Source organism: Neorhizobium sp. T6_25, from assembly GCF_002968555.1.
Lineage (GTDB): Bacteria > Pseudomonadota > Alphaproteobacteria > Rhizobiales > Rhizobiaceae > Neorhizobium.
The window spans coordinates 23097-36891 of record NZ_PVBL01000027.1; the positions used below are offsets into that span (position 1 = coordinate 23097).

Below are 13795 nucleotides of genomic sequence, written 5' to 3' on the forward strand. Positions count from 1 at the left end.
ACACCGACAACCATCGACGGCCAGTTCCCTGGTTTCCACATCAGAGGCTTGAATCGCGGGCACCTTTAAATTTCCGCCCCGTTTCCGAACGGTCTCTCAGTCATACACCCGCTTGACGTTCGCCACGCAGTCGAGATCCTTCATCTGGCTCAACAGCTGATTCAGCTGGCGCAGGTCCCAGACCTCGACTTCCATGGTGATCTCGGAGAAATCGGCGGCGCGGTTGCTGCCCATGGTCAGCGTGCGGATGTTGATGTCGAGATGGGCGATTGTCTGGGTGACGGTCGCGAGTGTGCCCGGCTCGTTCAGCGTGTTGACCTCGATGCGGGCAAGGAAGCGGGACTTGTTGGCTTCGTCCAGATCCCAGCGCACGTCGATCCAGCGTTCCGGCTGGTCGTCGAACCGCTGCAGGGCAGAGGCCTGGATCGGGTAGATGGTGATGCCCTTGTCCTTTTCCATGATCCCGACGATGCGGTCGCCGGGTACTGCGCCGCTCGGCGCGAACCGCACCTGCAGATTGCCCGAAAGGCCGCGGATCGGCAGCGGATCCGGCCCGGCCTCGATTTCCTCCGGCGAGACGCGCCGCTGGTTCGGCAGCTTGAAGATCATGCCCGAGGCGCTGCGCATGTTGAACCAGCCGTCGTCGGTGGCCGGCTTCACCGTGACACGTTCATCCTTGTAATCCGGAAACACCGCGCGCAGCACGTCGAGCGAGGAGAGCTCGCCGCGCCCGACTGCGGCAATCGCGTCCTCGACATCCTTGTGGGCGAGCCGGGGCAGAGCGGGTTTCAGCGTATCGCGGGCAAAGACCTTTCCGGCGCGCTCGAAGGTGCGCTCCAGGATGCGGTGGCCGAGGCCGGCATATTGCTTGCGGATCGCCATCCGGGTGGCGCGGCGGATCGCCGAGCGTGCCTTGCCCGTCACGACGATCTCTTCCCAGGCGGCAGGCGGCACCTGCACGCCGGAGCGGATGATCTCCACCTCGTCGCCGTTGTTGAGCCTCGTCACCAGCGGCATGATCCGGCCGTTGATCTTGGCGCCGACCGTGGTGTTGCCGATATTGGTGTGGACCGCGTAGGCGAAGTCGATCGGGGTGGCGCCGCGCGGCAGCGCGATCAGCTTGCCCTTCGGCGTGAAGCAGAAGACCTGGTCCTGGAACAGTTCGAGCTTGGTGTGTTCCAGGAATTCTTCCGGATTGTCGCCTTCGGCCAATGACTCGATCGTGTGGCGCAGCCAGGAATAGGCGTTGGATTCCTTCGGCAACAGCTCGCCGCCCTTCACCGCCCCTTGGCCGTCCTTGTAGAGCGCATGCGCGGCGATCCCGTATTCGGCGATCTCCTGCATCAGCTGGGTGCGGATCTGCAGCTCGATGCGCTGGCGGGACGGGCCGACGATCGTCGTGTGGATCGAGCGGTAGTCGTTCTGCTTCGGGTTGGAGATATAATCCTTGAAACGGCCCGGCACGACGCGCCACCGCGTATGGACGATGCCGAGCGCGCGATAACAGGACGGGATGTCGCCGACGACGATGCGGAACCCATAGACATCCGAGAGCTGCTCGAAGGAGAGCGACTTCGACTGCATCTTGCGGAACACCGAATAGGGCTTCTTCTGGCGGCCCTTGACGAAGGCGTCCTTGAGGCCGTTGGCGATCAGCAGCTCACGCAGCTCGTCCTCGATCTTCTTGATCAGGCCCTCGTTACGAGCTTCGAGATCGACAAGCCTCTGGGTGACGGTGTCGTAGGCCTCGGGGTTCATGTAGCGGAAGGAGAGTTCTTCCAGCTCGTCGCGCATGTCCTGCATGCCCATGCGGCCGGCAAGCGGCGCATAGATATCCATGGTCTCTTCGGAAATGCGCGCCTTCTGCTCGGCCTTCATGTGCTCGAGCGTGCGCATGTTGTGCAGCCGGTCGGCAAGCTTGACGAGAAGGACGCGGACGTCGTCGGAGATGGCAAGCAGCAGCTTGCGGAGGTTTTCCGCCTGTTTGGCTTTCTTGGAGACGAGGTCGAGGCGCTTCAGCTTGGTGAGGCCTTCGACCAGCCGACCGATATCCTCGCCGAACAGTTCGTCGATCTCGGCACGGGTGGCGGTGGTGTCTTCAATCGTATCGTGCAGCAGGGCCACCGCGATCGTCGACTCGTCGAGATGCATGTCGGTGAGGATGGCTGCCACTTCGAGCGGATGGGAAATATAGGGGTCGCCGCTCGCGCGCTTCTGCTGACCATGCTTCTGCATGGCGTAGACATAGGCCTTGTTGAGCAGAGCTTCGTTGGCTTCGGGCTTGTATTTCTGAACCCGTTCCACCAGCTCGTATTGCCGCATCATCCTGAAAAATGTCCTCGATACCGCTTCAGTGCCTGCGAATGGGCACCGGACGAAAAGAAAATGGCGCGCCAACCGGATAGGTTGGCGCAGCCATCATAAAACATTCAAGCAGATTAGGGCGAGAGAATGAACGAAAACTTGCGAAGCGAACGTTTCGCTTAGTAATCGTCGCTCTTTTCCGGCGGCACGAGGCCTTCGATGCCGGCAAGCAGTTCCTCTTCCGACATCTGGTCGAAGGTAACGGCTTCCGGAGCGTCTTCTTCCTCGTCGCGATCCGAAGCGGTCGATCCGCTTCCGGCAGCGATCAGCGAAGCCGGATCGGGCTCGGGCTCGTCCACTTCGACATGCTTCTGCAGCGAATGGATGAGGTCTTCCTTGAGGTCGTCCGGGGAAAGCGTCTCATCGGCGATTTCGCGAAGAGCGACGACAGGATTTTTGTCATTGTCGCGGTCGATGGTGATCGAAGCGCCCTGCGAGATCTGGCGGGCACGATGGCTCGCGAGCAGGACCAGTTCGAACCTGTTGTCGACTTTGTCAATGCAATCTTCTACTGTGACACGGGCCATTGCCTGTCCTTTGATCGGTGATTTTCGGAATTGATACGCCCGATACAGCCATTGCGCGGCAAATTCAAGTTTTTCCTGAGAATTGACTTTTGACAAGGCGCCCCGCGTCTTCTGGGGGCGCCCGCGAATTTCAACCCCAAGCTGCTTGGATTATTATGAATCGTGCCATAAATGACAGTTATATGAATAGTTCGTAATGTAGTGGATTATTCCGGAGATTTGGTTCGGCTTATATTGACCAGGCCTCCACCTGCCAAGCAGGTTGATAAGAAAAGGGGATGGAGACCACATGTTTGACCCAAGGGAGAAGATTGCTCTCTTCATAGACGGCGCAAATCTTTACGCTGCTTCGAAAAGCCTCGGTTTTGACATCGATTACCGTAAATTGCTCAAGGCTTTTCAGAAGCGCGGTTATCTTCTACGCGCCTATTACTATACCGCGTTGATAGAAGATCAGGAATACTCCTCGATCCGGCCGCTGATCGACTGGCTCGACTACAACGGGTACAAGGTCGTCACCAAGCCCGCCAAAGAGTTTACCGACTCGATGGGCCGCCGCAAGATCAAGGGCAACATGGACATCGAGCTCGCGATCGACGCCATGGAACAGTCGGAAACCGTCGACCATCTCGTGCTGTTTTCCGGCGACGGCGACTTCACCACCCTGGTGGAGGCCCTGCAGCGGAAAGGCCGCAAGGTTTCCGTGGTTTCGACCATGGCGACCCAGCCTCCGATGATCGCCGACGACCTGCGCCGCCAGGCCGACCATTTCATCGACCTCGTGTCGCTCAAGGCGGAAGTCGGCCGCGATCCGTCCGAACGCCCGCCCCGTCCGGCGGAATCGACCGAAACCACCGACGCCTGATCATCCGGCATCCGCACCATTAAAAAGAAGAATAGGCGCCCGTTTTTCGGCGGCGCCTTTTTTCGTTCTGGGCTAGAAAAGATCCATGCTTTTCGAACGCCCTTCCGATGATCTTCTTTACGACGCGCTGGTCGCCCGCGACGCCTCCTATGAAGGTTTTGCCTGGGCGGCGGTGAAGACGACCGGCATTTTCTGCCGCCTCACCTGTCCGGCCCGCAAGCCGAAGCGGGAAAACACCAGTTTCTTCGAGACGATAGCCGAATGCCTGGAGGCCGGCTTCAGGCCCTGCAGCCGTTGCCGACCGATGCTCAAGCTCGGTGAGGCGGATCCGATGGTGACGCGGCTGCTTTCCGCGCTCGATACGGAGCCCTTCCGTCGCTGGAGCGAGGAGGATGTCGTTTCGCTGGGCATCGATCCCTCCACCGCACGACGTGCCTTCAAGCGCCAGTTCGGCATGAGTTTCCTCGAGATCGCGAGGCTCAGGCGGATGGGCAAGGCGGCCGAGACGCTGAGGCAAGGCGCGAGCGTTCTCGATGCGCAGCTCGATGCCGGTTATGAATCCGGCAGCGGCTTCCGCAGCGCGGTGACCAAGCTGTTCGGGGCAGCGCCCGCCAACCTGCGGACCAAGGTGCTGCTCAGGGCGGACTGGATCGAAACGCCGATCGGGCCGATGATGGCGATCGCCGACCAGCATTCGCTGCACCTGCTCGAATTCGCCGAGCGCAAGGCGCTGCCGGCGGAAATCAAGAAACTCCAAAAATTCACCGGCAGCGGCATCGTCATGGGGCGCCATCCGCCGATCGATCAGATCGAAGAGGAGCTGAAGGCCTATTTCGCCGGAGAGGACCGGGGTTTCAAGACGCGGATTTCCGGGCACGGCTCGCCGTTCCAGCGGCAGGTGTGGGAGGCGCTGCGGGCGATCCCGGCCGGGGTGGCGACGACCTATGGAGCGGTCGCGGCCGAGCTCAACCTCCCCTCCTCCACCCGCGCGGTGGCGGGCGCCAATGGCGCCAACCAGATCGCCATCGTCATTCCCTGCCACCGCCTGATCGGCGCCGACGGCAGCCTCACCGGTTACGGCGGCGGGCTGTGGCGCAAGCGCTGGCTGCTGGAGCATGAGCGACGGATGGCAACCAGGAACTGTGGTTAGGTTTGCGGCCCGGCCGCGCCAATCATCAATTAGCGGAACCCGGCTGCTGACTAAAACGGTCAGTCGATGATCTTGTTGAGCCCCTCGGCTGTCAAGCGGGCGAGACCGTCTTTCATCTGCTCGACCTGTTCAGGCGAATGCCCTTGCCATTCGGTTACCTCGCCGATGATCCGCAGCGGATCGCGTGATCGGTAAGACAAGGTCGGATTACCGGGGAACTTCTTGTCGGTTAGATTGGGGTCATCTACGATGGATCCGGTTGGCTCCACGACATAAATGCGTTGCCGTTCGCCGCCGGCTGCAAGTTCGGCTCCCCAAATCGCGGCGCCCAAAGTCCCGGAGAAATAAACCCAGGTAAGTGGATCACCGGCGAAGTTTGATCGATGGCCGACAAGGATCAGATCGCCGGGTTTCAAATCGGCCCGCGTTCCATGGAAGAACGACCGAACGAACATCGTGGCACTGGCTGCCATATATGGGTGCTCCATTTCTGCTTGTCGGTTGGCTTGCGCCTTGGGCGCTCAAAAGCGGCCTAAGCCGAAGCGCTCAAACCGATGCCGGCTCGCGCATCTGAAGCCCTTCCGCCGGAGACCGCTTCGCCTTTCGCGCCCGAAACACCGCCTCGACGATCAAGGACAGCGGCAAGCCGATGAAGAACGGGATGAAGAAATAGATCACCCGGAAAGCGACCAGGGAGCCGATGGAGGCCTGGTCCCCCATGACGTGGCGGACAGTCGCTTCCAGGACGCCGAGGCCGCCCGGCGCATGGGTGATCAATATCGCCAGGTTGGCGAGCACGAAGGCGGTGGCGGCTTTCAGATAACTCACGTCGGCACTGGCGGCCATGACTTCGCGCAGGCAGGCTGAGACCAGCGCGAAATTGATGGTGCCGATCACCACCTGGGCGACGGCGATCTTCAACGTCGGCATCTCGAAGGTCCAGGAACGGATCTTCAGCGGGGTGCGGACGAAGGCTGCGAGCATCAGGTAACCGGCCGTTGCAGCAAGGCAGGCAAAACCGATCGCGATGATCACGCCCTCGCTCAGGCCCAGCACCGAAGCGGCATCCTTCGGATTGAGGACCATGACGATGCCCGACAACATCGCCATGCCGATGCCGACCGTGACGCCCGACAGCAACACGATCTTCGCCACGTCCTCGGTGCTCAGGCCCCAGTGGGCATAATAGCGGTAACGCAGCGCGCCGCTGCTCAAACCGGAAAGACCGACGCTCTGGCCGATCGACAGCGCGATGAACGAGGCAAGCCCGATCTTCGGGTAAGCGAGGTCTTTCCTCACATATCGCACGCCTGCCCAATCGAAGCCCGACAGGCAGAGATAGGAACCGAAGGCGAAAAGGAGCGCCATCAGGAGATTGAAGGTGGGGATGGCGCGGACGGATTCGACGATGTCGGAGACCGAGTATTCGCGAAAGGTGTGATAAAGCAGATAGGCGGCGGCACCGAAGCCGATCACCAACGTGCCATAGGTCAGGATTTTCTTTCGCGTCATCGCCCCGTTGCCCATTGCCCGCTCGCGCTCAGAGATGAAAAACGAACGGGCGAAAGCGGATTTTGTTCCTAAGCCAAGATTTCACAGCCGCTCGATGATGCGCGCAAAGGCAGGATCGTCGGGGTTATATCCGCGCGCGGGGCTGTGGAAGCCCGCCTCGGTCTCGGACAGATCGCTGATGTCTTCGACATGAAACAGGCGCCACCCGGAACCCGTTCCGGCAATCTGCCAGGCGCTGAGGGCAAGCGCGCCCTCGCCGACATAACCAAGGATATGCGGCCGCACCTTGCGCTTCACGCCCTTGTAGCGGAGTTCGACGACCCGCCGCCGCTCGATCGCGCCGATGATGATATCCGGATAGCTTGTCTTCCGCACGGAAACTCCCTGGTATCTCCCTTAACGGCTGGGAGGTACGGAAGTTCACGATCGATATACGGCGAAAATGGCGCGGGAGCTGCGTGGTTGTTCAGTTCGACTTCAACAGCCGCGACTTCTGGCGGTTCCAGTCGCGTTCCTTCTCGGTCTCGCGCTTGTCGTGCAGCTTCTTGCCCTTGGCGAGCGCGAGTTCGAGCTTGGCGCGGCCTTTTTCGTTGAAATAGATCTTCAACGGCACGAGCGTCATGCCTTCGCGGTTGATGCCGGCGCGCAGGCGGCCGATCTCGCGCTTGGAGAGCAGGAGCTTGCGGCGGCGGCGCGGTTCGTGATTGAAACGGTTGGCCTGCAGGTATTCCGGCAGATGGGAATTGATCAGCCAGATTTCGTTGCCCTCGTCGGAGGCGTAGGATTCGGCAATATTGGCCTTGCCTTCACGCAAAGACTTGACCTCGGTCCCGGTCAGGACCAGGCCGGCCTCATAGGTATCCATGATTTCATAATTGTAGCGGGCCTTGCGGTTCTCCGCGACAATCTTGTTGACCGTACGCTGGCTGCCTTTGGGGGCCATGGGTGTATTCCGTTCCGCCCTTATCTGAAAACAAATCCCCGCCCATGGGCTATGAGCGGGGTTACTTGTCTATGTAATGCGGCCGATGCCGAAAGTGAAGCGGCGAGCGCTGACGTCCCTCAGTTCAGGAGGCCGGCGTGGCGTAGCGCGGAATCGATCGCCGCCTCGGTTGCCGGTTCCAGCGTCGAGACCAGCGGCGAGCGGACCGTGCGGTTCATGCCGCGGATCCTGTTGAGACCGTATTTGGCGCCGCAGAGGCCGGGTTCCAGGAAGATCGCCTTGTGCAGCGGCATCAGGCGGTCCTGGTATTCGAGCGCCTTGGCATAATCGCCCGCAAGCGTTGCCGCCTGGAATTCCGCGCACAGCCGTGGCGCCACATTGGCCGTCACCGAGATGCAGCCGACGCCGCCGTGGGCGTTGAAGCCGAGAGCCGTCGCATCTTCCCCCGAGAGCTGCACGAAATCCTTGCCGCAGGTGATGCGCTGTTCCGAGACGCGCTCGATCTTGCCGGTCGCATCCTTGACGCCGACGATGTTCCGGTGCGCCTTCACCAGCGCGCCCATCGTTTCCGGCGACATGTCGATGACCGAACGCGGCGGGATGTTGTAGATGATGATCGGCAGCTTCGTCGCTTGCGCGATCGCCGAGAAATGCGCGATCAGGCCCTTCTGGGTCGGCTTGTTATAATAGGGCGTCACGACGAGCACGGCATCGGCGCCGGCCTTTTCCGCGTGCACGGCAAGCTCCACCGCCTCGCGCGTGTTGTTGGAGCCGGCACCGGCGATAACGGGAACCCGCTTTTTGGCCACTTCGATACAGAGTTCCACGACGCGCTTGTGCTCGTCATGGCTCAGCGTCGGCGATTCACCGGTGGTGCCGACAGGCACCAGACCGCTGCTGCCTTCGACGATCTGCCAATCCACATGCGCGGCAAAAGCCTGCTCATCCACCGCATCATCGGCGGTGAACGGGGTGACCAGCGCGGGCATCGATCCCTTGAACATGCAAAACTCCCAATCGACAGCGTCCATTCTGCTGCCGCAATCCATGACTATGAGGGCTCTCGACAACTTTGGACGGGCCGCGACGCAGCCGACCTTTTTCCCGAAAGCCTTTCAGGTCGCGCACCATAAAGCGACGGGAAAGCGGCGACAAGCGCAAGTGCCAGGGATTTCATATGGAATCTCATATAAGAAACTGCGCATTTTCATAAATGCGGTAAGCTTTCGTTAACGTGGCTGGCGGCTAATAAGGGGACGACTATTTTCGCGAGTTACCGGATGTACAGGCCTGTTCTGATCCTCGCAGCACTGGGGCTCGGCGCTGCGAGCATGCACGCATTTGCCGCATCGCTGCCCGAAAGCATGGCCCCCCTTCCCTATATGAAGCCCGAAAACCCGGTCGCGATCACCATGCCCGCCGCGATGCCGGCGCCGGACGTGACCGGCACGATCCCGAGAACCGACCCGCTGGTGGTGGCACCTGCGCTCAAAGCCGGGCTCGATGCGCTTGCCGGCAACGACATCGCCACCGCCCTTGCCACACGCAACGGTCTTGCCGAAGGTTCGCTCGACCGGCATATCCTCACCTGGGCGATCGCCACGTCCGGCGCGCCGGGCGTGCCATCGGGCGAGATCGCGGCGGCCCAGACGGAACTGAAGGGCTGGCCGGGGCTGAAGGGCCTGCGCGCCAATTCCGAACGCGCGCTTTATCGAGAAAATCCGCCCGCCCCGACCGTGCTTGCGGCCTTCGGCTCGACCCGGCCGGAAACCACCGAGGGCACGCTCATCCTCGCCCGCGCGCTCGTCGCCTCCGGCAAACAGGTCGAGGCCGCCCGGCCGCTTCGGCAGATCTGGCTGTCCGAGCCGCTCGACAAGCCGGCCGAAGACCGTATCCTTGCCGAATTCTCTGGACTTCTCACCACCGCCGACCACAAGGCGCGGATGGACTTCCTGATGTACAAGGGGCGTGCGGCACAGGCGAAGCGTTTTAGCGATCTCGGCAAGGCGCAATCGCTCTACAAGGCCTGGACCGCCGTCATCAGCAATGCCAAGAATGCCGAGGCGCTGCTGAACGGCATCGACGGCTCCCTGAAAGACGATGCCGGTTATCTCTTCGCTCGCGTCGAATATCTTCGGCGGCAGGACAAATACCGGGACGCTGCGGACCTGCTCGAAAAGGCCCCGCGCGACGCGGCAAAACTGGTCAACACGACGGAATGGTGGAACGAGCGGCGCATCGTGGCGCGCGGCCTCGCTGATCAGGGCGAGTTCAAGCTCGCCTACCGGACTGCGGCCAATTATGTCGCCGCCTCCTCCACCGATATCGTCGATGCGGAATTCCACGCCGGCTGGTATGCGTTGCGGGCGCTGCATGAGCCGGCAACCGCCGAGAAACATTTCCGCAAGATCCTCGATACCTCGAACAAGCCGCTTTCGGCGTCGCGCGCCCTCTACTGGCTCGGCCGTGCGGCGGAAGACGGCGGTCCGGGCAGCGCCAAGGAGTTCTTCGCCAAGGCGGCGCATTTCTCCAGCACGTTCTACGGCCAGCTTGCCGCCGCACGGCTCGACCTCAAGTCACTCGACGTCACCTATCCGACCGCGAGCGGGACCGACCGTCAGAATTTCGAAAGCCGCGAAGCCGTCCGGGCGATCGCAAGGCTCGAAGATGCCGGCCATGGCAAACGCGCCGCGGTGCTCTATCGCGCATTGGCGGAAGAAATGACCAGCCCGGGAGAACTGGCGATCCTCGCGGCAAGAGCCGAATCGGAAGACAATCACGCCCTGTCGCTGCAGATCGGCAAAACGGCTTTCAGCCGCGGCATCGATGTGGCCGCACTCGCTTTCCCGATCGGCGTCATCCCGGCCGGCGCCGATATCGCCGGTTCTGGCAAGGCGCTCGCCTATGCGATCGCCCGCCAGGAAAGCGCCTTCAACCCGGGTGCGGTTTCGCCCGCCAATGCCCGCGGGCTGCTGCAGATCCTGCCCGGCACGGCGCAGGGCGTCGCCAAGCGACACGGCCTCACCTATGCGGCCGCGCGGCTGACCACGGATGCGGGCTACAATGCGACACTCGGCGCGCATTACCTCGGCGAGCAGATCGACACGTTCGGCGGCTCCTACATCCTCACCTTCATCGCCTACAACGCCGGCCCGAAGCGGGTGCCCGAATGGATCACCCGCTACGGCGACCCGCGCGGCAAGTCCCTCGACGAGGTGGTCGACTGGATCGAGCGCATCCCCTTCCCCGAAACCCGCAATTACGTGCAGCGGGTGATGGAGAACTATCAGGTCTACAAGACGAGGCTTGGGCAGAAGGCGGATATAGAAGCGGATCTGCGCTTCGGGCGGCGGTAGCAGGCTGCGGCTTGGCCGAGTCTGGTCTTTTCCTCGTCCTGCTTGAGCGGCGGTGGGGCACTGCGCGCTCACTGGCGATGGCAACTATCCGCATCCCATAGAGCCACTACCCAACATCAGACTGAGCCGCGCCACTCGACTTCCACCGGCACCGGGACTGACCCGCTATAACACCCGCTGCAGTTCGACCTTTCTCAAAGCAAAAAGCCCGGCACGAGGCCGGGCTTCTAAATTCAATCCGATCAAATCAGATCAGAAGTCGCGCTGCAGGCGGACGATACCCTGTACCGTACCGTCTTCGTCGCCAACTTCCTGATAGTTGACGGCAACCTTGGCAGCGAAGTTTTCAACGATCTGGTAGTTGACGGTTACGCCAGCGCCCCAGGCGTCGTCGCCAAAGAAGTCGCCGTCCGCATCAGCCTCGGTATTCCAGATGTACTGGGCTTCCGGAATGATTTCGAGCTTGTCGGTCGCCTTGAAAGCATAAGCAACAGCGACAGCTGCTTCACCGGCATCGTTGCCGGTTCCGTAGTAGGCGTTGTCACCCGACGACCAGACACCGGAGAGGTAGAAGGTGCCCGGACCAACGGCCACGGAGCCGATCGCACGGATCGCGCCGTTTTCGGCGCTGAAGTCATAAGAACCGAGCAGTTCGAGCTTGGCCGGGCCGATCGCGGCCTGAATGACAGCTTCGATACCGACGTTCTGACCGCCGAGGCCGCGAAGACGCGACAGTTCGTCAACCTGGATGCCAGCCGTGAAGGCCGAGCCGGTATAGGTGTAGGAGATCGACTGCAGACGGTTCGAACCGAGGTTGTCGAGCTCGCCCGGAAGGTCGTTGGCATCCCACCAGTTCAACCAGCGACCAACGCGGAAACCACCGAGCTGGATATAGGCTTCGTTGATGTACGTAGAATTCTCCGTACCCGTTACGCCGGTGCCGTTCGTGTCGTACGGAGCGCCCTGGTTGGCTTCGAAGCGAACCGAAGCAACCGAGGTCAGCGTGCCGAGTTCGGTGTCGGACTTGGCCGTGAAGTCGAGCTGAGCGCGGCTATACGAATCCCAGTCGCCGCCGTTGAGAGCGTTCACGTCATCGCCAAAGCCGACTTCGAAACGGACATAACCGCCGATCTTGAGGCAGGTTTCAGAACCCGGGATGTAGAAGTAACCAGTGCCGAACGCGTCGCAGACACGAACGTATTCCATAGGCTCCGGTTCGGCAGCGACGATGGCGTCGGCAGCCTGAGCACCGGAAACTGCCGCGAGAGCCGCTGCAGAACCGAGAAGAAGGCTCTTAATGTTCACTTTATTGACCTCCAGATCAATTTCTCTGAATGCTGATTCATGCCCGCCCTAATACTGGCAAACACGGAAAGGCCGCATAAGCAGCCATATCCCCCGGTCGTATCTCCCCATGCGGCGGCCTTCAGGCCACTCTTTTTATGGAAAAACTCCCCCGGCGAACCGGGGGAGTTCCGTGATGATTAGAACGTGCGATCGAGACGGACGAAGCCATCCCAGAATTCTTCAGCAGCGCCCGAAGTTTCGTTGTAGTTCGCAGTAACCTTGGCAGTGAAGCCCGGAACGATCGTGTAGTCGACCGTTACGCCAGCACGCCAAGCATCGTCGCCCGTGTACTCGCCGTCAGCATCGACTTCCGAGTTCCAGACGTAGGTACCGCCGGGAGTGATCGTCAGCTTGTCGGAGACCTTGAAAGCGTACGAAGCAGCGAGAGCCCATTCACCACGGTTGTAGTAGGCGTTGTCGAAGTTCGCATCACCTACGCCGCTCGACCATACGGCGAGAGCCTGCAGGGTGCCCGGGCCGACCGGAGCCGAGATGAGGGCGCGAACTGCACCGTTTTCAGCGCTGAAGTCATAAGCACCGAGAAGGTCGAACGCTACAGAGCCGAACTTGGCAGTAACGATAGCTTCGATACCAACGTTCTGGCCACCGAGACCAGCAAGGCGCGACAGTTCGTCAACCTGGACGCCAGCGGTGAAGGCAGAGCCCGTGTAGAAATAGCCAACGGACTGCATGCGGGTGTTCCGGGTACCGGAGTTCCAATCGGACTCGCCGTTGATACCCTTATCCCAAGGGTTGTAGTAACGACCAACCTTGAAGCCGCCGAGCTGGATGTAGGCTTCGTTGATGTAAGCCGAGTTGCCAGCGCCCGTAATGCCGGAGCCGTTCGAGTCATACGGAGCGTCCTGGTTGGCTTCGATACGAACCGAAGCAACCGAGGTCAGCGTACCAAGTTCGGTGTCAGACTTCGCGGTGAAGTCGAGCTGAACGCGGCTGAAAGTATCCCAGTCCTGATCGTTCAGGGCGTTAACGTCCTGGCCGATATCAGCCTGGAAACGGACGTAACCGCCGATCTTGAGGCAGGTTTCGGTGCCCGGGATGTAGAAGTAGCCGGTGCCGAAAGCGTCGCAAACGCGAACGTATTCCATGGGCTCCGGTTCAGCAGCTACGATGGCGTCAGCTGCCTGAGCGCCGGAGACTGCTGCGAGGGCAGCAGCGGAGCCGAGAAGAAGGCTCTTGATGTTCATTTTTGACCTCCAGTCAAAGTTTCGTATGGGTCTGGGTTCTTTTGGCTGAAGGACAGCGTTCCCTGCCCCATCCCCGTCGATTGCTAGAAGAAGGACGATCCACCGCCTCGCTTCCGGATTTGAAAATACAAGACGGGGAGGGTCATGCAATCTGGAACTTCAACCGGACGCCATTCCGGCACCCGCTTCCCAGAAGTCTGTTGCCGAAAGGACACAAAGCCGGGGACGGCCATAGGTGGTATTTTACGCTTTGTTAAGAAAGAGCTTATCTCGCAGCCACTTAGCGCCTCGGGAAAGCTCCGGAGGGGAATCACCTCGACCGTCACGGGGCGCGACTGCGCGGTCCTGCGAGCAATACGCAAAGGTCGATCAGAATGGGATTGGATTTGAGGATTGGGCCGGCGTTTCGAGCCTGGAATGGCGGAGAAGATGGGATTCGAACCCACGATACCCTCTCGGGTATACTCCCTTAGCAGGGGAGCGCCTTCGACCACTCGGCCACCTCTCCGGTCGGGCCTGATTATTG

At 60.9% G+C, this 13795-nt stretch carries 12 protein-coding genes and 1 tRNA gene; 3 read left to right on the forward strand and 10 right to left on the reverse strand.

The annotated features are described in order from the left end of the window. Positions 1-96: 96 nt before the first annotated feature. Together C5L10_RS26995 and rpoZ are read right to left on the reverse strand one after the other, a co-directional pair. Positions 97-2325: a bifunctional (p)ppGpp synthetase/guanosine-3',5'-bis(diphosphate) 3'-pyrophosphohydrolase gene (locus tag C5L10_RS26995; RefSeq protein ID WP_046637507.1), complete on the reverse strand. Its 2229-nt coding sequence runs from the start codon at positions 2323-2325 to the stop codon at positions 97-99. A gap of 158 nt (positions 2326-2483) precedes the next feature. Then, positions 2484-2891 carry a DNA-directed RNA polymerase subunit omega gene (rpoZ, locus tag C5L10_RS27000; protein ID WP_046629916.1) on the reverse strand — a complete coding sequence of 136 codons (408 nt, stop codon included), beginning with the start codon at positions 2889-2891 and terminating at the stop codon, positions 2484-2486. Positions 2892-3180: 289 nt separating this feature from the next. Between rpoZ and C5L10_RS27005 the strand changes: the two genes are divergently transcribed. Beyond that, positions 3181-3756 carry an NYN domain-containing protein gene (locus C5L10_RS27005; RefSeq protein ID WP_046637509.1) on the forward strand — a complete coding sequence of 192 codons (576 nt, stop codon included), beginning with the start codon at positions 3181-3183 and terminating at the stop codon, positions 3754-3756. Positions 3757-3841: 85 nt separating this feature from the next. Beyond that, positions 3842-4906, forward strand: a complete 1065-nt coding sequence (locus C5L10_RS27010; protein ID WP_105432175.1) for a bifunctional transcriptional activator/DNA repair enzyme AdaA — start codon at positions 3842-3844, stop codon at positions 4904-4906. Positions 4907-4965: 59 nt separating this feature from the next. Here C5L10_RS27010 and arr read toward each other — a convergent pair whose 3' ends face one another. From arr to dapA, 5 genes are all read right to left on the reverse strand, one after another. Continuing rightward, positions 4966-5379, reverse strand: coding sequence for an NAD(+)--rifampin ADP-ribosyltransferase (arr, locus tag C5L10_RS27015; protein ID WP_105432176.1), 414 nt, complete (start codon positions 5377-5379; stop codon positions 4966-4968). 73 nt (positions 5380-5452) lie between these two features. After that, entirely contained in the window at positions 5453-6418 is a 966-nt protein-coding gene (locus C5L10_RS27020) for a YbhN family protein (protein WP_105432224.1), read from the reverse strand. An 81-nt stretch (positions 6419-6499) separates the two neighbouring features. Beyond that, complete coding sequence (locus tag C5L10_RS27025; RefSeq protein WP_105432177.1) at positions 6500-6793, reverse strand: hypothetical protein; 294 nt, start codon at positions 6791-6793, stop codon at positions 6500-6502. A 91-nt stretch (positions 6794-6884) separates the two neighbouring features. Further along, positions 6885-7361 carry an SsrA-binding protein SmpB gene (gene smpB / locus C5L10_RS27030; protein ID WP_046611986.1) on the reverse strand — a complete coding sequence of 159 codons (477 nt, stop codon included), beginning with the start codon at positions 7359-7361 and terminating at the stop codon, positions 6885-6887. A 119-nt stretch (positions 7362-7480) separates the two neighbouring features. Then, entirely contained in the window at positions 7481-8365 is an 885-nt protein-coding gene (dapA, locus tag C5L10_RS27035) for a 4-hydroxy-tetrahydrodipicolinate synthase (RefSeq protein WP_046605699.1), read from the reverse strand. 276 nt (positions 8366-8641) lie between these two features. Between dapA and C5L10_RS27040 the strand changes: the two genes are divergently transcribed. Next, positions 8642-10717, forward strand: coding sequence for a lytic transglycosylase domain-containing protein (locus C5L10_RS27040; protein ID WP_105432178.1), 2076 nt, complete (start codon positions 8642-8644; stop codon positions 10715-10717). Positions 10718-10969: 252 nt separating this feature from the next. Here the strand turns inward: C5L10_RS27040 and C5L10_RS27045 are convergent, their stop codons facing one another. The 3 genes from C5L10_RS27045 to C5L10_RS27055 form a co-directional block, all read right to left on the reverse strand. Then, positions 10970-12022, reverse strand: a complete 1053-nt coding sequence (locus C5L10_RS27045; RefSeq protein ID WP_105432179.1) for a porin — start codon at positions 12020-12022, stop codon at positions 10970-10972. A gap of 179 nt (positions 12023-12201) precedes the next feature. Further along, positions 12202-13269 (reverse strand): porin, encoded by a 1068-nt coding sequence (locus C5L10_RS27050; RefSeq protein WP_105432180.1) that lies wholly within the window; start codon positions 13267-13269, stop codon positions 12202-12204. Positions 13270-13687: 418 nt separating this feature from the next. Continuing rightward, positions 13688-13777, reverse strand: a tRNA-Ser gene (locus C5L10_RS27055). Positions 13778-13795: the final 18 nt, after the last annotated feature.